This window comes from Pseudomonas sp. AB39(2026) (assembly GCF_059831485.1).
In genome coordinates, this window is the sequence record NZ_CP195212.1 from 1,167,580 (window position 1) to 1,187,136 (window position 19,557).

Genomic DNA, 19,557 nt, shown 5'->3' on the forward strand with positions numbered 1-19,557 from the left:
CCATTTCATTGACTCAGGGGAATACCGAGGTTTAGCATTCCACTCCAGCGGATCCACCCACCCCACGCGACTCGGCGCATGCTGGTACAGATTCTCCCCACCCAACAACTTAATCGAGTCCTGCGTGGAAACTGCTCTACCTCCGGGTTGTTACCGGAACACATTGTGGTGCATTCCCGTCTCGTCGAAGTACTGGCGCTGAAAACATAGGTTCTGATCCGCCTTGTTAGCCATCAAGGCATCAATGGTACTTAAGGGCGGCAAATCCACAATTAGCTGCCAATACTCCTTACATAAAGTCTGTGATCCTATTTTATAAATATACACACTTATAACGGCATTTCACCCCAGGGATCAAACGAGAAATCAGGTGTTATAGGTATAAATGAAAAACCTAAGAGTTCTTTATCAGCACGCTTTTTGAAGTCGCTATTGCAAACCCACTTCATCAGCTCAATACACATGAAAAAGGCAGAATCTGCATTTTCTTTCGTAAAAAATCTCTTGATATAACTATATGCTGGAACAGAAGGATAGTACCTATTATAAATTACCTCGCCAGTCTCGATATCTTTATCTAAACTATAGCTAGACTTTTGCGCATCCAGCAATTGAACACCTTCTAGTGGAGTAAAAATCGAGTACCTTTTATGAAATTTATTTTCTTCCGCTTGACTCAAATCTACAGGAACTGAGAGATAACGCACTCCTAACTCATCGCAAATTTTTATAAAATCGTCGGAAACAATATTATGCGGAAAGCCAAGAAAATCTAATGTACTTATTTTTCTATTTTTTACCTTTATATAGAACTCATATTTTTTTTCGATATCTACTCCAGCTGCGTTAGGGTCAAATTCGTCCCACTCCCATTCGTCAACGTTATACTCACCAGATATGAATTCTGGAAAACCACCTGATTCGCCACAAAACTCGACTAGAAAAAAATCACTTTTACTCATAGAAGCCTTCCTGTTGCCAGATCAGTAGCAAATTTTCCGCTTTCCAAACCATTTTTAGCATTTAGCTGTATCTTTCCTATACCTAGAACCAGTTGAGTATCACTTAGCCTGTTAGCCTTGAATGCCGCGTTTAGGCTGGCAAGCTCACTGTTTACTGCCTTTGTATACGCAGCATGATTTGACCAATGCCCAGGCAAGTCTACTTTCTTAGCTAGATTGGAACTACCTGGTAGGAATATTCCATTTGAGGCTCCATCTCTATTGAAGCCCATGGACCGCAACTTATTGAACATCTTTGAGTATGCAGGGGCTTTCATGAGCTCTTCAGGAATAAGGTGATGGTTTGCCATCCCATCACCCTTTCTAGCGCCCATATTTTTGCCTAGCTTAGTGGAACACCAACCCAGCGGATCCACCCACCCCACCGGGCTCGGCGCATACTGGTACAGGTTCTCCCCACCCAACAACCCAATCGGGTCCTGCGTGGTAAACCGCCCCACCTCCGGGTCGTAGTATCGGAACGTATTGTAGTGCAGCCCGGTCTCGTGGTCGAAATACTGGCCCTGGAAGCGCAGGTTCTGTTCCACCTCGTTTACGACCATGGCATCGATAGCGCCCCAGGCTCGGTACTTGGCCTGCCATACGATCCGCCCTTCGGCGTCGGTCATTTCCAGCGGGGTGCCGATCTGGTCGGTGTGGAAGTAATAGACGTTCTGCGCGCCGTCTTCAGTGGCATCGACACGGGCCAGCGGTGCATAGCTGTCCGGCTCGTACAGGTACAGCCTGCTGTGCCCCGGCCCCTCCTCCCGCAGCAGCCTCAGGCCCTGCCAGAGGAAGTGTTTGTGTTTGGTGGTGCCGTCCTTTTCGACACTTTTAGCTATCCGGCGACCAAGGCTGTCGTAGCGGTAGGTGTCGATACTTTCCAGTTTGCCTTGCACATAGGTCTGCACCTCGACCAAGCGGTTTTCACAGTCGTAAGCGAGCGTCTGCAGCCGGCTGTGGCCGCTGGTTTTTTCGATCAGGTTGCCCCAGGGGTCGTAGGTATACGTCTGGTCGCGCCAGGTGCTGAGGCGGTTGTCGCGTACATGGTCGAACTGGCGGGTGTTGAAGTTCAGGCGGTTGGCGGCGGGGTCGTAGCGGAATTCTTCGCTGTCGATTAATTGGCCGGTGCCGCTGCTGTGCAGCCGGCCGTTGGCTTCGTAGGTGTAGCTGATCTCCCCGCGCAGTTCGTCTACGGTGCGGCTGAGTTCACCGGCCGGGTCGTAGTGGTAGCGGCGGTGGATGGGGTTGTAGGCGTGTTCCACGTAAAGAAAAGGCTGGACCGCAGGCGTGTGGATCTTGGACAGCTTCTCGCTGGGCAGGGTCGTGGCGTACTGCCAGGCCCTGCGGCCCCTGGCGTCGTAGCCGAAACAGCTGGTGAGCCGGCCCTGGGTGCGGTGGATTTCCCGGTGCAGGTCGTCGCGCTCCAGGTCGCTGATGACCTGGCCATCGAGGTTGAGCTGGTGCAGGTGGCCGCTGCCGTAGTACAGGTGGTTGAGGTGCTGGCCGGTGGGAAGTACCAAGGTCGTCAAGTTGTCGAGCGGGTCATACTCGTAGGCGACCGTGCCCTGCCCAGTCGTTTCGCTGACCAAGCGACCGAGTATGTCGTAGGCGAACTCGATTGTTTCGTTGCCAATACCCCGTTTTCTGCCCGTGTAGGTGGACTCGCGGTGTATCGACAGCAGGCGGTCGCCCTTGTCGTAGTCGTATGCCTGGCGTCCGTCCTCATTGACCTTGGCCAGCAGTCGGCCAATGGTGTCCCGCTCAAACTCAGTCACCCGCTGGGGCCTTTCGCTCCGCTCCCCAAAGCCGATCTCTTCCACTTGAGTTAGGTGCCCGCCTGAGTTGTAGGCAAAGCGCCGGGTGAGCTGGTCGATGCGCTGCTCCTCAATCAGGCGGTCGGCCTTGTCGTAGGCAAAAAGGTAGGTGGCGTTGTTCTCGTTGCTCAGGCCTATGAGGCGCTGGACCTTGTCGTAGGCGTAGCTAACGGTGTGGCCGCTGGCATCCTGGCGGCGTGTGGGCAGGCCGCGGCTGTTGCGCTGCAGGCGTGTGGTCTGGCCTTTGCCGTCGGTGTGGGTGAGCACCTGGCCTAGGGTGTTATAGGTGAAACTTTCTTGAGTACCATCCGGGTGCTGCAGGCTCAGCACCTCGCCCTCGGGCTTGCGCTCGAGGGTGGTGGTCTGGTCCAGAGCGTCGGGATCGCTGGCGCTAAAAATCAGATAATGTTTCACCCACCCCAAATCCTTTCAATATTTGGGAGGAGCGAGCTTTCCTGTTCCGCCCGGCGCTCTTCAGAAAAACGCAACATTTGGCTAGGGTCTGTACCGCTAGGCAAAAGTATGCATCCTAGGCAACTTGATATAAGGCTGTAGACAGATACCATCCCCAAAAACTACGGCGCTGTTCAGGATCTCCGTTTCTATCCAAACCACCCGCGAATGCAGAGGCTACTAAATAACTAGGCTCAAATGCCTCAGGATCTAGGTCATAGTCGTCTGTATCATCTGTTGGATCGAAAAATAAATTATCCGTTGCCGTCACGATGGTATTTGCAGCGGCATGCCCAATGAACATGGCGGGGTATTCATACGGCTCATACGATTGGTTCTCAACAACATCGACGTAAAACTCATCTCTTATGGCAAGCCCGTCGTCTTGAGTAATTACGCCTGTTGCAACCTTGTTAGCTACATCCAAAATTTGTTTAAGCTCGTTGTCGCTATTGAATTTCTTTAACCATATGGGCGCACCATAAATCACGCAAAGAGAGTCTAATTTCGTGAGTTTTAATTTTTTCTCATCAACAGTAGAGTCTTGCGTAATGCTTTCCCATAATAGCCGCCTTGATTTTAGAGAGATTTCTCCAGTCGGCGAATTTTGCAACTGCTCAAGGGCTTTTTTAATAAGGGCTTCTGATTTTTCGTTCATTCTGACCTCGGTATTATTTCAATTACACCATCGACCTTAAAGACCCTTACGACCTTAGGATCTGCGACCACCTGCTCTACCTTGGTATACTGTGCCAATTTAGAGAAATAACCCTGGCAATCATTACACATAGGCTTAGATACGCCAATAGGATGATTTGGGCTGACAATTGACAACTGTTTTTCTGCATGCGAAGAAAAATATTGGCCTTTGTACGCTCTGTCGTAAGGATGAGACTTTATCTCATGCCCAATTAATTCAGACTGGTCTCGAACTTTCTCAGCTGACACAGGCTCATAGCCTTGCGGTTTCTTGGCACTCCACCCGCTCATAGTCTTCACATCATTAGAAGATACTGTTTTAACTTTGTATTGTTTACTTGGGGGCAGGTCCTTTTTAGCGTTCTCCGCACGAGCTAGTGCGGCCTCTGATTCGGTAATCCGGTCAATACTAGCTGATTTTTTTGGAACAACCTTGACGTTCCCAAAATTCGACCCCAACTCTTGAGTCTTGATCTCATACCGCGCATCAAACCATTTCCCGCCTTTCGCACCCAGCCCCCCACCTAGCAAGCCGGCACCGAAGGTCATGAGCTTTTGGCCATCGGAGCCAGCCCCAAACAACTTGCCGCCTGCCCAATGACCTGCCGCCCCGCCAGCAATCCCCCCCACTAGCCCTGCAGCCACTACGATGGGGCTGGCCAGCACCAAAGCGCTGCCCAAGCCTACAACAAGCAAGCTTCTTTCAAGCCATTCCGGCACTTCCGGCCGGATGCTGTCGGTGGTTTGCGTTCCGCCTCCGATAACAACGTTCCCTGAACCTGAGCTTATCTTGGCGTCGCAGACGGTGCGGTCGCCAACGCGGGCGGCGGGCACCCCGTTTATGTAAACCGTATCGCTGCCTTGGGCGAGCAATTGAGGGGCGGGGCCATGTTCATCGCACAGGGCAGTATCCAAGTGCGCCCTGGCGGCAGGCTTACCATTGATAAACACATTGGCGGAGCCGCTTTGGATCTGCCCGGTGCTGTGATCACATACAGACAGGCTACCGATCAATTGGCCAATACCCGCCCCAGCAGTTGCCGACGCACCAACGATTGCTACAGCGGCCAAGCCGCCGGTTCCCACAATCAGGGCAGCGCCTATGGCGCCGATGGCCAACCCGGCAAGCAGGCCAGTAAGTGACCCAGTATGCTCAATGGGGTCACCGAGCCGTGCCGCCTGACTCATGCCAGTATCACCGGCTCATCCTCAGCGGGGCGCTCGCGTAATTCCAGCGTATCGACCAGCGAATAAAACGCCGTTCTTTCTTGCTCGGTCATACCGCTGGTGGCATTGCTGGTGCCGGTTACCTGTAGAAGAATTGGCTGTTGATGCTCGTCTTCATGTAGAAACAGCAGTTGAAGCTGGTGAACCGGTTGCCCCTGCTGCCGCCATTTGAACTCGACGCGTCGCGCTTCCACGCCTGCCACTTGAGCGGGGCATAAGGGCTCTATCCACTCCAAGTGTGAAAGCCCCTTTTTGAGGTCTTCCAGAAGCTGCTGGGCCATGGCCTCCAAGCCCTGGTCAGCCTCAATAGGCGTACGCCCTATCACAACAGACAAAGGGCTCGGCCCAATGTCCGTCAACGTAAACACGTGGAACGTCTTGTCCTTGAAACCCTGGGGCCGAACAAAACTAAGTTCGTTGGTGTGATAACGGTCGGGCGGGGGTGGGGGCGCCTCTTGCGCCTCCTTCAACAACCGTTCCTCTTCCGACCGTTGCTCATCGCGGAGGCGCTGCTGCCACAGGCGATCATAGATATTTCTGCGCATCGGGTAATTCCTTCTCCGTCTGCTATTTGTTCAGGTTGATAAGGGTCTGGCCTTCCACGTCGACCACTATGCCGGACAAGGTGATGGTGCCGTCAGCGTTCATCTTCAATTTGCTCGCCCCCACTTCAAGGGTGATGGAAGTGGCGGATTTGATCTGGACCTCACCCCGATCCACAGTCACGAAGTAGCTGCCCTCTTCAACGGCAATACTGGTTTCCAGTTTGATCGTTTCTTCGTGTTTGCCTTCAACCTTTATGGTGCGGTTTCCCCCAACGGTGTGGCTTTCGCTTGCTTCAATCTCCGTGTCCATATTGCGCTCTGCATGGACAATGATCTGCTCAGCCCCGGCCTTGTCCTCAAACCTGAGGAAGTTGGCGTTGGCGTGTTTACCTTTGGTTGAGCGCGTAAGGAAGCCGCTTTGCGTTTTGTTGGCCGGTAAGGACCACGGCGGCGTGTTATGGCCGTTATACAAACTCCCCATCACCAACGGCCTATCCGGGTTGCCGTCCAGGAACACCACCACCACTTCATCCCCTACGCGGGGGATCTGGATGCTGCCGAAGCCGCCGCTGGCAGCGGATTGGGCCACGCGTACCCAGCACGAGCTATGGTCGTTGAACTGGCCGTAGCGGTCCCAGTGGAACTGCACTTTTACCCGGCCCATCTGGTCGGTGTAGATCTCCTCCCCCGGTGGGCCAACGATGATGGCGGTCTGAGGGCCGGGAATGCCGGGCTTGAGCAGGTCCATCTGGGGGCGGAACAGGATCTTCTTGCGTACGCACGTGAAGGTGTTGGTGTAGTACGCCTGCTGGCCGGAGGTGTAGTTATTACTGCCCCGGTGCTCAAGGCCCATCACCAGGAACTGGCGGTCTTCGGCGGCGCCAAGGTCGTGTTCGTAGTGCTGCGTATTGTTTCATCCACTCCAAATCCTTTCAATATTCGGAGGGAGCGAATTTTCCTGTTCCGGGTGGCAGAAAAACGCAATATTTGGCTAGGATCTGTACCGCTAGGCAAAAGTGTGCATCTTAGGCAACTTGATATAAGGCGGTAGACAGATACCATTCCCAAAAACTACGACGCTGTTCGGGATCTCCGTTTCTATCCAAACCGCCGGCGAATACAGAGGCCACTAAGTAACTAGGCTCAAATGCTTCAGGATCTAGTTTATAGTCATCTGTATCATCTGACGGGTCGAAAAATAAATTATCCGTTGCCGTCACAATAGTATTTGCAGCGGCATGCCCAATAAACATGGCAGGGCATTCATGAGGCTCATACGATTGGCTTTCAACAACATCGACGTAAAATTCATCTCTTAGAGCAAGCCCGTCGTCTTGAGCAATTACGCCTATTGCAACCTTGTTAGCTACATCAAAAATCTCTTTCAGCTTATAGTCGCTATTGACTTTTTTTGACCATATGGACGCATCATAAATTACGCAAGCCGAGTCTAGCCTTGTAAGCATTAATGTTTTCTCATCAACAGTAGAATCTTGCGTAATGTTTTCCCATAATAGCTGCCTTGATACTAGAGTGATTTCTCCAGTGGGCGAATTTTGCAACTGCTCATGCGTTTTCAATAAGGGCTTCTGATTTTTCGTTCATTCTGACCTCGACATCGTTCATCACCTCATCGTGTTTAAATATCACTTTTTCAGGGAGACACCAATTATATTACAAGATAAACTGAGCACTAACTAAAATTAAAAAAACTAGCTAATTAGCCAAATCTTGCTCGATACAACATCACACGGATCAGTTAGCTCCGAATAGGCCTCGGTTACTTATCTTATGATTCATGAACTCATCACACTATCGATCGATTTTCTCAAAGCCCCCAACGTGAGCTCCCTCACAAAAAGGCAAAGCTATCCCGGTATCTTTTTAAGCCTTCAATATTCACAACAAAGTGAATATTTTTATGTATGCTTTTTGCAGTTTTCTCTGCAGCACGCTCATCTATAAATAACAGTGGCTCCATAATTCGCCACTTTCATGTTATTTGCCATCACTATGCGCACACTTTACGCGCTTACACAGCGAACAGATTATACAATCTAACAACTATCTGCCAAACCTCAATTCATGCGAATTTATTGCAGCAATATGATTCAAGGCTCGATCAACAACTGAAGCTTTCAACACATTGCAACGAGGCTCACGAATGATGGGTGAGGGGCTAAGATCACGCATCTTGGAAAACTCCCGTACGCTCAACTCGTGAAAATAAAAAATCTGGGGGTGAGTATGCTTTTTAAATATTAAGCTTTTGATAGCACATGGCAACACTCTCACCAGTGAGGTTAGATATTCTACTTAGTTTCCACTCTGCCCTTTCCAATAGCCACTTCAACCTATTCTAGTAGCTACCACTCTTACCGTATTTAGGAACCCTGAAAGAAATAGGAAAACTTTCAGGGCTATCCACTTGAATCCTCAGAGCTCCTCAATCGCATCTTGAATAGACTGAGTAAAAAACTCTTCAAAGCTTGGCGACACCGTGATTTTTTCTTTATCACGTTTGAATGAAAGCTCTGTTTCTATGATTGGTGACTCCCCATTACTATCTACTATTGAAGTATCTATCGAATAAATTGGACCATAGCCTGAAGCCTTTATCACAACCATATTATCATCGGCATCATTTTGAAACCTGGCCTTCTGTGTTGCAAACGCAACGCATGGAACAGATTTAGAATCCAATCCATCTTTCGTAATACCATAATAGGTATCACCAGCAAAAGATAGCGCGCCGAATCTTTTTAGAAAAGCTTTATACGAGGGAGGAAACTTTAAATTCAGTTTCTTCTCGAAAGCTTCTATGATTTCCTCTCTCGCCTCGCCAGCATATGCTGGCTCCTCTCCACTTTTTTCCATTTCGCTGTTTACTAGGTCTAAATAACTCATACACCACCCATTAGAAATCTAGTGATCGAGCCTTCCAATAACCTTTCTTCCATTTATTGAAAGGCCGCCTATTCATACTCTTTGGAGCACTATTATAAATTCGTCTAACGCCGTCTGGTCCTAGCCAGCTTTTATCCCATTGGTTAGAATAAATATGTAAAATCCTGTCATTTTTTGAATGGAAGCTACTTAGAACTTCTGCCATAGGCCCCGGCTCGTCCTGTGTCAGATGATGTAGGTTTATTTCGCTTCCGTCCTTGCCAATAGGTGCATCACCCTTCTTCATCCTTTGAATATTTGTACGACCCAATGTATCAAGCCCATTAGGATCAAAAAGATCGTTTCGCTGGTAAACCTTTCTTCCAGCAACTGATTTTGGCGTCCAACAGCTCCACCCCAGCGGATCCACCCACCCCACCGGACTCGGCGCATACTGGTACAGGTTCTCCCCACCCAACAACCCAATCGGGTCCTGCGTGGTAAACCGCCCCACCTCCGGATCGTAGTACCGGAACGTATTGTAGTGCAGCCCCGTCTCGTCGTCGAAGTACTGGCCCTGGAAGCGCAGGTTCTGTTCCACCTCGTTCACGACCATGGCGTCGATAGCACCCCAGGCTCGGTACTTGGCCTGCCATACGATCTGCCCTTCGGCGTCGGTCATTTCCAGCGGGGTGCCGATCTGGTCGGTGTGGAAGTAGTACACCCGGTTTTCGGTATCACCTTCGGCCGTGTCGACACGGGCCAGCGGTGCATAGCTGTCCGGCTCGTACAGGTACAGCCTGCTGTGCCCTGGCCCCTCCTCACGCAGTAGCCTCAGGCCTTGCCAGAGGAAGTGTTTGTGTTCGGTGTGACCGTCCTTTTCGACACGTTTGGCCACCCGGCGACCAAGGCTGTCGTAGCGGTAGGTGCCGATACTTTCCAGTTTGCCTTGCACATAGGTCTGCACCTCGACCAACCGGTTTTCACAGTCGTAAGCGAGCGTCTGCAGCCGGCTGTGGCCGCTGGTTTTCTCGATCAGGTTGCCCCAGGGGTCGTAGGTATACGTCTGGTCGCGCCAGGTGCTGAGGCGGTTGTCGCGCACGTGGTCGAACTGGCGGGTGTTGAAGTTCAGGCGGTTGGCGGCGGGGTCGTAGCGGAATTCTTCGCTGTCCACGAGTCGGCCGGTGCCGCTGCTGTGCAGCCGGCCGTTGGCTTCGTAGGTGTAGCTGATCTCCCCGCGTAGCTTGTCCACGGTGCGGCTGAGTTCGCCGGCCGGGTCGTAGTGGTAGCGGCGGTGGATGGGGTTGTAGGCGTGCTCCACGTAAAGAAAAGGCTGGACCGCAGGCGTGTGGATCTTGGACAGCTTCTCGCTGGGCAGGGTTGTGGCGTACTGCCAGGCCTTGCGGCCTCTGGCGTCGTAGCCGAAACAGCTGGTGAGCCTGCCCTGGGTGCGGTGGATTTCCCGGTGCAGGTCGTCGCGCTCCAGGTCGCTGATGACCTGGCCATCGAGGTTGAGCTGATGCAGGTGGCCGCTGCCGTAGTACAGGTGGTTCAGGTGCTGGCCGGTGGGCAAGGTAAGCGTGGTGAGGTTGTCGAGGGGGTCGTACTCGTAGGTAAGCGTACCCTGTGGGGTGGTTTCGCTGACCAAACGGCCGAGGATGTCGTAAGCGAAGGTCAGCTTCTCCGGGGTGATGTCGCGTTTCTTGCCGGTAAAGGTGACATGGCGCTCAATGGAGAGCAGCCGGTCGCCCTTGTCGTAGTCATACGCCTGGCGACCGTCCTCGTTTACCTTGGCCACGAGTCGGCCAATAGTGTCGCGCTCGAATACTGTGATCCGCTCCGGCCGTTCGCCCCGCTCCCCAAAGCCGATCTCTTCCACTTGGGTCAGATGCCCGCCTGCGTTGTAGGCAAAGCGCCGGGTGAGCTGGTCGATGCGCTGTTCTTCGATCAGGCGGTCAGCTGCATCGTAGGCAAAGCGGTAGGTGGCGTTGTTCTCGTTGCTCAGGCCTATGAGGCGCTGGACCTTGTCGTAGGCGTAGCTGACGGTATGGCCGCTGGCGTCCTGGCGGCGGGTGGGCAGGCCGCGGCTGTTGCGCTGCAGGCGCGTGGTCTGGCCCTTGCCGTCGGTGTGGGTCAGTACCTGGCCCAAGGCATTGTAGGTAAAGGATTCACTGCTGCCGTCCGGGTGCTGCAGGCTCAGTACCTCGCCCTCGGGCTTGCGCTCAAGGGTGGTGGTCTGTCCCAGGGCATCGGTGATGGCGACCAAATGGTGGCGGTCGTCGTAGCGGTAATAGGTGCTCTTGCCCGAGCAGTCCTGGAAGCGTTCCACTTGGGCCAGGGTGTTCCACCACAGGTATTTGCGCTTGAGGGTGGGGTCGATGATGGTGTGCGGTACGCCGTCGTCGCCGTTGAGGTACTCGGTCATCTGCCCCAGGGCGTCGGTCTCGTCCAGCAGGTTGCCCAGGGCGTCGTAGTGGGCCTTGACGGTACTGCCGTCGGGGTAGTCCACCTGGGTCACCAGCGTGGTGAGGTGGTGGTAGCGGTAGCGGGTGGTGCGGCCCAGGGGGTCGGTTTCGCTGACCAGGCGGGCGAACTCGTCGTACACGAAGCTGAGCCGGTTGCCATCTGGCAAGGCCAGGCCGGTCATGTTGCCGCTGTCGTCCAAGTCGATGGCGTAGCGGTCGCCGTTGTAGTCCTGGCTGGCGATCACCCGGTGCTCGCGGTTGTACTGCACCTGCAGTTCGCGGCCCAGCACGTCGGTGACCCAGGTGGTGCGTTTTTCCAGGTCGTAACGAAACTGGAAATGCTCGCCATCGCTGGTGCGGTGTTCCACCACGCGGGGCTGGTCGCCCAGGGTGTCCCAGCGGTACTCGCAGGCCAGGCCCAGGGCGTTGCTTTGGCGGGTCATCAGGCCATCGGTGTAGCTGAACTGGCGCACCGAATCGCCGTTGCGGTTGATCACCTCGGCCAGTTGGCCCTGGCTGTCGTAGCGGTAGCGCACCAGGGTTTCCACCGCCTGGTTGTTGACGATGCGCTTGACCGTGCTCAGCCGCCCGTTGAATTCGTCGTAGTGCAGGTGCACGCGCAGGCCGCCGGTGCTGCAGATGTCGGTCAGCGTGCCGTCCGGGGTGCGGGTGAAATGCAGGAAATGGCCCAGGGCGTTTTCGATGCGGTCCAGGGGTACGCGGGTGTTGTTGGCGGGCACTTCGCCGAAGTAGAAGAACACGTTGTCCAGGGTCTGCAGCAGGTAGTGGCCGCCCTGGGTGCACACCAGGTACACCTGCTCGTGGGGGTTGTAGATACGCTGGCCGGGGGCGATGTCCATGAACGGCACCGTGCGGCCCTGGTTGTCGGTGAGGTACACGAACTCGCCATAACGGCGCAGGGTCTGCTCCCACGGCAATATCCAGCCTTTGCCCAGCACGCTGTTCACGTCCAGGTTGCTGGCATAGAAGCGGGTCCATTCCAGGGGCATGAAGCCTGGCAGGCTGAAGTCCACTTCGTCGGGGATCAGCTTGCGCCCGGTGGTGGTGTCGACGGGGTGGCCAATAAGCCCACCCACAACACGGCGGATCACGGGCTCGGCCACGTAGCGGCCTGCCACCTCCCCGGTAACAAAGCCGGCGGTGAACCTGAGGGCGCACGGCAGCATGGCTTTCATGCCCGCCTGGGTACCCATCTTGAGCACGTTGACGATACCGCCTGCGGCGCCGGCGATGGCCATCAGCACGCCGACGGTGTCGCGCAGCCAGGAAGGCACCTCGTCGCTGACGGGCAGGTAGCGGTACTGCCCGCCGCCGATAAAGACGTTGCCCGAGCCGGTATTGATGACGGCGCCACAGGCGAGCTTGTCGCCCTTGCGTGCCGCAGGCAGGCCATTGATAAAGACGTTGGTGGAGCCTTCGGCCACCTTGATCGGGCCGGGATGCTTCTCGCAGGCGCCAATGCTCTGGTCCACGTAGGCGGCCTTGCGCCCATTGATAAACACGTTGGGTGAGCCGGTGATCAAGGTGCCGGAGGGCGAGAGAAACCCACTGCCGATGGTTTCACCCAAGGAAGTGATCAGGCTTCCCCCTATTCCGGCAGCGAGCCCGGCCAGCAGCGCGGCGCCAAACCCGCAGGTGAAGGTAGTCACCGCCACGGCCGCTACCAGCCCAATACCAATGACAGCGCCCAACACAAAGCCGCCCATTGCGCCGGAGTGGGCGATCTCGTCGCCAAACCGTGCTGCCTCGAACATGGGCGTTACTCCTGTTCGAGGGTGGCGGGGGTCGCTGGCAGGCGAGGCTGGAAGCTGGCCAGCAGGTCTGCCCACCCTTGGGTCTGTTCAGGGCTGAAATCAGCCGCAGAGGTGGTCGAGAACACCAGAGCGCGTGTCGGCTCGATCAGAAACGCGGCCTGGCGCTGATAGTAGGGCCGTCCTTCGCCCATGTAGTACGCATCGATCTGCACGCCCTCCATGGGCGCCTCGGTCGAAAGAAACACGGCTTTGCGGCCAAGGGCGGTATAGCCGCGCAGCTTGGAGGCCATCAGCTTGACCTGCCGGTCCACATAGGCCTGCAGCGTTTCGGCCGGCAACAACGTGTCCCTGGACACCGTAATGCTCAAGGGCGCCGGCAGCACTGAACCCAGCACGAACATGTTGACGGTACGGTCCTGAAAACCTTCTGGCAGCGTGATATTGCCTTCTTGCAATGCGTATTCCATGTAACAGGAACTCCTTGTATCGAAAATCAGCCAGCGGCCAAGTCGGCCACCAGGCTATCGAAGTGTGTCAACCAGCCGCTAAGCTCGGATTGGGTAGGGTCGATCTGGCAGGACACTTCCAGCCATTGCAGGGCGTCACTGCCTGCCTGGGGCACCAGTGCCCCCACCAGCCGTGCGTGCTGCGCCTTGCCCTGCGCGTTGATATGAACATCCACTGCCTGGGCATCACATCCCAGAAGCGTACAGCCCTGCTGACGGATCACCCGCAGGCCCGGCGCTTGCGCACTGAAGGCCTGCAGGGCGCGTTCGAAGAGCACACCGAGCGCGTCACCTTCCCGCACCGTGCTACGTTTGATCGTCACCGTAAGCGGCTCGCCGTTGTAGTCCACCGTGGCCTGGACGGCGAGCAGGCGGGCGCGTGCCGGGAAACTCACCTGCAGGCCCCCAAAGCTGAAACGGCTGGGTGCCTCCTGCAGGGGTGTAACGGCCTGGGGCTCAGGCTCGGGTGCCGCTTCCACCACCGGGGTTTGAAGCGCGGCAAGGCGGGCCGCTTCTTCGTCGGCAATACGTTTGGCGGCAATGCGGTCGTACAGGCTTGGTCTGGCCATGGGCTGTTGTCTCACTGATTGATATCGACCCGGTCGCCTTGTACGAACGTGTTTTCGCCCAGCACACTGATCGACTTGCCCTTTATCTGAATACCTTCGGGTGTGATGGAAATGCTGCTGTCCCCCACTTTCAGAAGAATGTATTGCTCGGCCTCGACCTGAATGAACTGGTTATCCACTTTGATCGTGAAAGACCCCTGCTGCACGTTCAGCACGGCATCTTTCTGAATGATGTCCGCGCTGGTACCGCCAACGGTCATCCGGCGGTTGTTACCCACATCATGCCGTTCATCCAGCTCAATTTCGGTGTCCATGTTGCGCTCGGCATGAACAATCACCTGTTCGGCACCGGGCTTGTCTTCAAAGCGGAAAAAGTTGGCCGTACCGCCATCGCCCTTCATGGATCGGGTGAGAAAACCGCTTTGGGTTTTATTCGCAGGCAAGGCCCAGGGTGGGGTGTTCTGGCCGTTATACAAACTCCCCATCACCAGCGGCCTATCCGGGTTGCCGTCCAGGAACACCACCACCACTTCATCCCCTACGCGAGGGATCTGGATGCTGCCGAAGCCACCGCTGGCGGCGGATTGGGCTACGCGTACCCAGCACGAGCTGTGGTCGTTGAACTGGCCGTAGCGGTCCCAGTGGAACTGCACCTTCACGCGGCCCATCTGGTCGGTGTAGATCTCCTCCCCCGGTGGGCCAACGATGATGGCGGTCTGCGGGCCGGAAATGCCGGGCTTGGGCAGGTCCATCTGGGGGCGGAACAGGATCTTTTTGCGTACGCACGTGAAGGTGTTGGTGTAGTACGCCTGCTGGCCGGTGGTGTAGTTGTTGCTGCCCCGGTGTTCAAGGCCCATCACCAGGAACTGGCGGTCTTCGGCGGCGCCAAGGTCGTGTTCGTAGTGCTGCGTGAGTTCGAACGTATACCCCGGCCGCAGGGCGCGGCAGTTGCTCTGGCCGGCAAAGGTCTTGCCTTTGAGCTCCAGCGCTTCGATGCGGTTGCGCACCAGTTGCTCGCCGTCTGCCGGGGTGCCATGGGTGTATTGGCCCATGTAGTCATACAGCTCCAGGGCAGGCGCCTCGCCTTGCTGGTTGAGGCTGTTCATGCTCACGGGAATGCGGTAATTGGGCTGGCGGTAGTCGAAGGTTTGCACCGATACCTTGCCCGCCTGAAACTCCCGTGCAGACGTCCAGCGCGTGATCGAGTCGGCGGTTTCGGTAACAGCCGCGCGGTGAAAGCGTATCTGCGGCTGCTCGGGCAAGGGCGTGAGCACGCTGGAATCGTCCATGATCACCAGCGTGTGGCTGTCTGCTGTGTGTTCGAAGTAGTAGAACAACCCCTCCTGCTCCAGCAGGCGGCGCACGAAATGGCTATCGCTTTCCCGATACTGGGTGATGTAGCTGTGGGGTTTGAGGGCCCGGTTTACCCGAAACTCGTACTTGGCCAGGCCTCCGTACTGGCCGAATACCTGGGTGATGACCTGCTCGACGGTCTGGTCCTGGTAGATATGCGAATCGAACCGCTGCTCAAGGAAGCCCAGCCAGGACCCAAGGTACGCCGTATAGCGAGAAATGCCTTCGTCGCTGCCGTTGGCGCCGAACCCAAACACGTGGCCATTGATATAACGGCTGCCACCAGTGGCCAGTTCGATTTCGACCGTGGCGGGCTGGCCAATAGCGGATTTGAGTTTTACCCCGGCGTCCGTAGAAATAAGTTCAAGCTGGAAGTTGAAATCCCTGGAAAGCCCTTCCTGCCCTGCAAAGGATTCAAGCAGCAACTCCTGGCCACCGGACAGTGCCAGGGTTAGTTTGAACAGGCGCCTGTTTTGCGGGGTAAACAACGCAGTAAGGTCCATCATCGGGCATATCTCCTTGGGCAGGCCCGGCAGGCTCCTGCCATGCCCGGTAATCACTGGCCACACAACTAAGCGCCTATCTAAACGCCTATGTACGCGAAGGCGCGATGGCACTGAAAAAGTGTAAAACAGCCTGTTCAATAAGTTGATGGGCGACAGCTTGGGAACTGTTTCACCATTGACGACAGGCTTCGTGGCGTGAAAGGAGACACCCTCGCGCGCCGCTCTGTCAACCCACGGAATTATTTCGCGGCGGCCCGGCCGGTACTATGCGGACCTGCCATAGGCTGGGCACGTTCGGTGAAATTCGGTTTAGCTAAGGGCCTGCCAAGGTCACGCCTGATAAACCCCGTTTCCGAACCACCACTGCGAACCTCCCGCTGCGCAAGATTTTTTTACAATTGAATACGCGACGCCATTAACCGTCCACCTCAAAGCGCTGAAAACAGGTGCAGAGCGGCTGGAAGAGGGTTAAAAACCATTCGATTGCGTGAACCAGTTCACTTTTCTAAACATTTTTTTAGCTTTTTTTCGGGGATCCAATAGGGTGCTTAGAGGCCCGTGCTACGGCGCTTTGGAGCCAATCGGGGATGGTTCCAAAAGCGATTGATATCACAGTGCCACTGTTGCGATGAGAATCATAATCAAGGAAAAATTGTACTAAGTGGATTGCCAAATAGTAGAAACCAACGGCATTCCGAGTACCGCAGGCCGCTAACGATTAGCGGCCTGTAACTGCGCACGCAGTGTTTTAAGGCGCCCAGCCAGGTAACTAACGGCAGCACTTTCAAACCCCTGCCCGGCCAAGCCATTACAACCCCGCATTCCCCCGAAGGGTCGTGTGAAGAAGGGTTCAAGGACGATGTACCGATGATTCAGACGTTTGACGTAGAGGCACTGATCACGCTGCGAAGCCAGACCCGGGCCGTTTCGGACGTGTTGAAGGCCTTGGCATCGGATTACTTGGCCACCTTGGCCTTGCTGATACGCCCTCAGAGCCTGTTTGGTGAATACCTGCAGGGCGCACAGCGCAGTAGTGGCCGGGAAACGCAATACCACTTCAAGGAGCTTAAAGCCCTGTACGACCGCATTGGTGCGGCGGCCCCGTTTCAACTGGTGAATGAGATGGAAGTGCCGCTGAACCTCATCAGTACCAGCCCGGAATTGTTTGCGCTCGAATATGACAAGCCGCTGGCAGACGGCGGCCAGGCCGTCCGCATCATCAGCCCCACGCGCTGGGTGATCGGGTTCAATTCGTTCGACTTGGAGCATTTTCGCAAGCTTATCAAGGACCCAAACCGCAGTAGTGCTGAGCTGTACCGTTTCGTGGTGCATTACCTGGTGCTGTTCTACTGCGTGAGCAAATTGCCAGGGCTTGGCCGCTTGTTCGAAGGCCTGCGCTTCCCGGTGAGCTTCGAGAAGCTCAAAGGGTTCGGCGACCTGCCCTTCTGCGTGATCAGCGCGCCGGTACAGTCCGCGTTACCGGATGACTCGGTCATCCGCAGCAGCACTCAAATTGCCGGCAACGCCAGCTTCGAAGAACTGGTAGGCCGGGACAGCATCATGACCATGGGCGATGACATGCGTGAGCGCCTGTTAGCTGCCCTTGACCCCTTGTAGGGCGCCGGGCTTGACACTGGCCGGCGCGCAAACGACTTGAAGCGAGTTGCTCGCACAGGAGAACACCGTGGCGAAGAAGGAAAGTACCCAGCACAAACTTGACCGCGTTCGTGCGCCCCGGGTGCATATCACGTACGACGTGGACATCGGCGATGCTCAGGAAAAGAAAGAGCTGCCGTTTGTGGTAGGCGTGCTGGGCGACTTTTCCGGTACGCCCCTGGAGCCGCTGCCCAAGCTCAAGGACCGCAAGTTCGTATTCATCGACCGTGACAACTTCAACGGCGTGCTCAAGGGCCTCAAGCCGCGCCTAGCCTACCGGGTGGACAACACCCTGGCACGGGACGGTACGCAACTGGGCGTGGAGCTTAACTTTAACACCCTGGAAGACTTCGAGCCCCAGAACGTGGTGCGCCAGGTAGAGCCCCTGCGCAAGCTGCTGGAAGTGCGCAACAAGCTGGCAGACCTGCGCAACAAGATGGGCGGTAACGACAAGCTCGAAGAGCTGCTGATGGACGTGCTGCAGAACACTGAAAAGCTGAAAACCCTTGGCAAGGAGTTCGGCCGCGAAGCCGCCGTGCCTGCCACTGACGCCAACGACTGAGCCGGAGCACGACCATGAACGAGAAACAGACCGTGGCCCAGCAAGGCAATGACCTGGTGGAAGTGGAGAACTTCGCGCCCCAGGCCTCGCTGCTCGACAGCATCATTTCCGAAAGCCGCGTAGCCCGCTCCGACACCGAGCGCACCCGCACCCGTGACCTGATCGGTGAGCTGGTGGGCCAGGTGCTGGAAGGCGAAATGACGCCCAGCAAGGACCTGATCGCGGTACTGGACGCACGCATCGCCGAGATCGATTCGATGCTGTCGGCGCAGATGAACGAGATCATGCACGCCCGAGAGTTCCAGCAGCTGGAAGCGTCCTGGCGCGGCCTGAAGTACCAGGTAGACCAGACCGAAACCAGCACCACGCTGAAAATCCACCTGCTCAATGCGTCCAAGAAAGACCTGGTGCGGGACCTGAAGGCCTCGTCGGAATTCGACCAGAGCGCCCTGTTCAAGAAGATCTACGAGGAAGAGTACGGCACCTTTGGTGGCGCGCCTTTCGGCATGCTGGTGGGCGACTACGAGTTCAACCGCAGCCCGGAAGACATGTACCTGCTCGAAGAAATCTCCCATGTGGCCGCTGCGGCCCATGCCCCGTTCATTTCGTCGGCCTCCTCCGAGCTGTTCGGGTGGGACTCGTTTACCGAAATGTCCGGCCCCCGCGACCTGGCGAAGATTTTCGACACCGTGGAATACGCCAAGTGGAAGTCCTTCCGCAACTCGGACGACTCCCGCTATGTGGGCCTTACCCTCCCCCACGTGCTGGGCCGCCTGCCCTACGGGCCGGATACCACCCCGGTGGAGGAATTCAACTTCGTTGAAAGCGTGGATGGCCGCGACCACAACAAGTACCTGTGGATGAACGCCGCCTACGCACTGGGCACCCGCGTGACCGATGCCTTCTCCCGTTATGGCTGGTGCGTGGCCATCCGTGGCGTTGAAGGCGGTGGCCTGGTGGAGGGCCTGCCGACTCACACCTTCAAGACCGATGACGGCGAAGTGGCGCTCAAGTGCCCGACCGAAATCGCCATTACCGACCGCCGCGAGAAAGAACTGTCGGACCTGGGCTTCATCCCCCTGGTGCACTGCAAGGGCACAGACTATGCCGCCTTCTTCGGTACCCAATCTGCCCAGAAGCAGAAGCAATACAATACGGACATCGCCAACGCCAACGCCAAGCTGTCGGCGCAGCTGCAGTACATCTTCGCCACGTCCCGCATTGCGCACTACATGAAAGCCATCATGCGCGACAAGGTGGGCAGCTTTGCCTCACGCAAAGACGTGGAAATGTTCCTGAACAAGTGGCTCTCCAGCTACGTGCTGCTGGACGACACCGCCAGCCAGGAAGCCAAGGCCAAGTTCCCGCTGCGCGAAGCCCGGGCCGAAGTGTTCGAAGTGCCCGGCAAGCCTGGCGTGTACAAGGCGGTGACCTACCTGCGCCCTCACTACCAGCTGGACGAGTTGACGGCGTCCCTTCGCCTGGTGGCCGAGTTGCCGCAGTCTACCCGCGGTTGATGGTACGTATTGCCAAGGAG

Annotated in this window: 14 protein-coding genes and 2 pseudogenes; 3 read left to right on the plus strand and 13 right to left on the minus strand. The window is 56.0% G+C overall.

Features of this window, described 5'->3' with window-relative positions; all coding sequences use genetic code 11:
- Positions 1–329: 329 nt before the first annotated feature.
- The 13 genes and pseudogenes from ACSAMW_RS05140 to ACSAMW_RS05200 form a co-directional block, all read right to left on the minus strand.
- Positions 330–962: a hypothetical protein gene (locus ACSAMW_RS05140; protein ID WP_500592978.1), complete on the minus strand. Its 633-nt coding sequence runs from the start codon at positions 960–962 to the stop codon at positions 330–332.
- Positions 959–3,196 (minus strand): annotated as a pseudogene (locus ACSAMW_RS05145) (RHS repeat-associated core domain-containing protein); the annotation flags it as partial. The pseudogene ACSAMW_RS05145 and the gene ACSAMW_RS05140, both read right to left, overlap by 4 nt.
- Before the next feature lie 151 nt (positions 3,197–3,347).
- Positions 3,348–3,929: an Imm5 family immunity protein gene (locus ACSAMW_RS05150; protein WP_500592979.1), complete on the minus strand. Its 582-nt coding sequence runs from the start codon at positions 3,927–3,929 to the stop codon at positions 3,348–3,350.
- Positions 3,926–5,158 (minus strand): PAAR domain-containing protein, encoded by a 1,233-nt coding sequence (locus ACSAMW_RS05155; RefSeq protein ID WP_500592980.1) that lies wholly within the window; start codon positions 5,156–5,158, stop codon positions 3,926–3,928. Before ACSAMW_RS05155 ends, ACSAMW_RS05150 begins: the two co-directional genes overlap by 4 nt.
- On the minus strand, positions 5,155–5,742 hold the full coding sequence (locus ACSAMW_RS05160) for a DcrB-related protein (RefSeq protein ID WP_500592981.1): 588 nt from the start codon (positions 5,740–5,742) through the stop codon (positions 5,155–5,157). The genes ACSAMW_RS05155 and ACSAMW_RS05160 overlap by 4 nt, the downstream gene beginning before the upstream one ends.
- A 22-nt stretch (positions 5,743–5,764) precedes the next feature.
- Positions 5,765–6,646 (minus strand): annotated as a pseudogene (gene tssI / locus ACSAMW_RS05165) (type VI secretion system tip protein TssI/VgrG); the annotation flags it as partial.
- A gap of 121 nt (positions 6,647–6,767) precedes the next feature.
- The gene (locus ACSAMW_RS05170; protein WP_500592982.1) at positions 6,768–7,322 is read right to left on the minus strand and encodes an Imm5 family immunity protein; all 555 of its coding nucleotides are present in this window, start codon (positions 7,320–7,322) and stop codon (positions 6,768–6,770) included.
- Between the two features lie 272 nt (positions 7,323–7,594).
- Positions 7,595–7,723 carry a hypothetical protein gene (locus tag ACSAMW_RS05175; RefSeq protein WP_500592983.1) on the minus strand — a complete coding sequence of 43 codons (129 nt, stop codon included), beginning with the start codon at positions 7,721–7,723 and terminating at the stop codon, positions 7,595–7,597.
- Between the two features lie 455 nt (positions 7,724–8,178).
- Positions 8,179–8,649 (minus strand): SMI1/KNR4 family protein, encoded by a 471-nt coding sequence (locus ACSAMW_RS05180; RefSeq protein ID WP_500592984.1) that lies wholly within the window; start codon positions 8,647–8,649, stop codon positions 8,179–8,181.
- Positions 8,650–8,659: 10 nt separating this feature from the next.
- Positions 8,660–12,868 carry an RHS repeat-associated core domain-containing protein gene (locus tag ACSAMW_RS05185; RefSeq protein WP_500592985.1) on the minus strand — a complete coding sequence of 1,403 codons (4,209 nt, stop codon included), beginning with the start codon at positions 12,866–12,868 and terminating at the stop codon, positions 8,660–8,662.
- A gap of 5 nt (positions 12,869–12,873) precedes the next feature.
- Positions 12,874–13,335 carry a DcrB-related protein gene (locus ACSAMW_RS05190; protein WP_500592986.1) on the minus strand — a complete coding sequence of 154 codons (462 nt, stop codon included), beginning with the start codon at positions 13,333–13,335 and terminating at the stop codon, positions 12,874–12,876.
- 26 nt (positions 13,336–13,361) lie between these two features.
- Entirely contained in the window at positions 13,362–13,943 is a 582-nt protein-coding gene (locus ACSAMW_RS05195) for a DcrB-related protein (RefSeq protein ID WP_500592987.1), read from the minus strand.
- An 11-nt stretch (positions 13,944–13,954) separates the two neighbouring features.
- The gene (locus ACSAMW_RS05200) at positions 13,955–15,799 is read right to left on the minus strand and encodes a type VI secretion system Vgr family protein (protein WP_500593981.1); all 1,845 of its coding nucleotides are present in this window, start codon (positions 15,797–15,799) and stop codon (positions 13,955–13,957) included.
- An 870-nt stretch (positions 15,800–16,669) separates the two neighbouring features.
- Here ACSAMW_RS05200 and ACSAMW_RS05205 point away from each other — a divergent pair.
- From ACSAMW_RS05205 to tssC, 3 genes are all read left to right on the plus strand, one after another.
- Positions 16,670–17,419, plus strand: a complete 750-nt coding sequence (locus ACSAMW_RS05205) for a hypothetical protein (RefSeq protein WP_168083796.1) — start codon at positions 16,670–16,672, stop codon at positions 17,417–17,419.
- A 67-nt stretch (positions 17,420–17,486) separates the two neighbouring features.
- On the plus strand, positions 17,487–18,020 hold the full coding sequence (tssB, locus tag ACSAMW_RS05210; protein ID WP_168083795.1) for a type VI secretion system contractile sheath small subunit: 534 nt from the start codon (positions 17,487–17,489) through the stop codon (positions 18,018–18,020).
- A 14-nt stretch (positions 18,021–18,034) separates the two neighbouring features.
- Complete coding sequence (tssC, locus tag ACSAMW_RS05215; protein ID WP_168083794.1) at positions 18,035–19,537, plus strand: type VI secretion system contractile sheath large subunit; 1,503 nt, start codon at positions 18,035–18,037, stop codon at positions 19,535–19,537.
- The last annotated feature ends 20 nt before the right edge of the window (positions 19,538–19,557 follow it).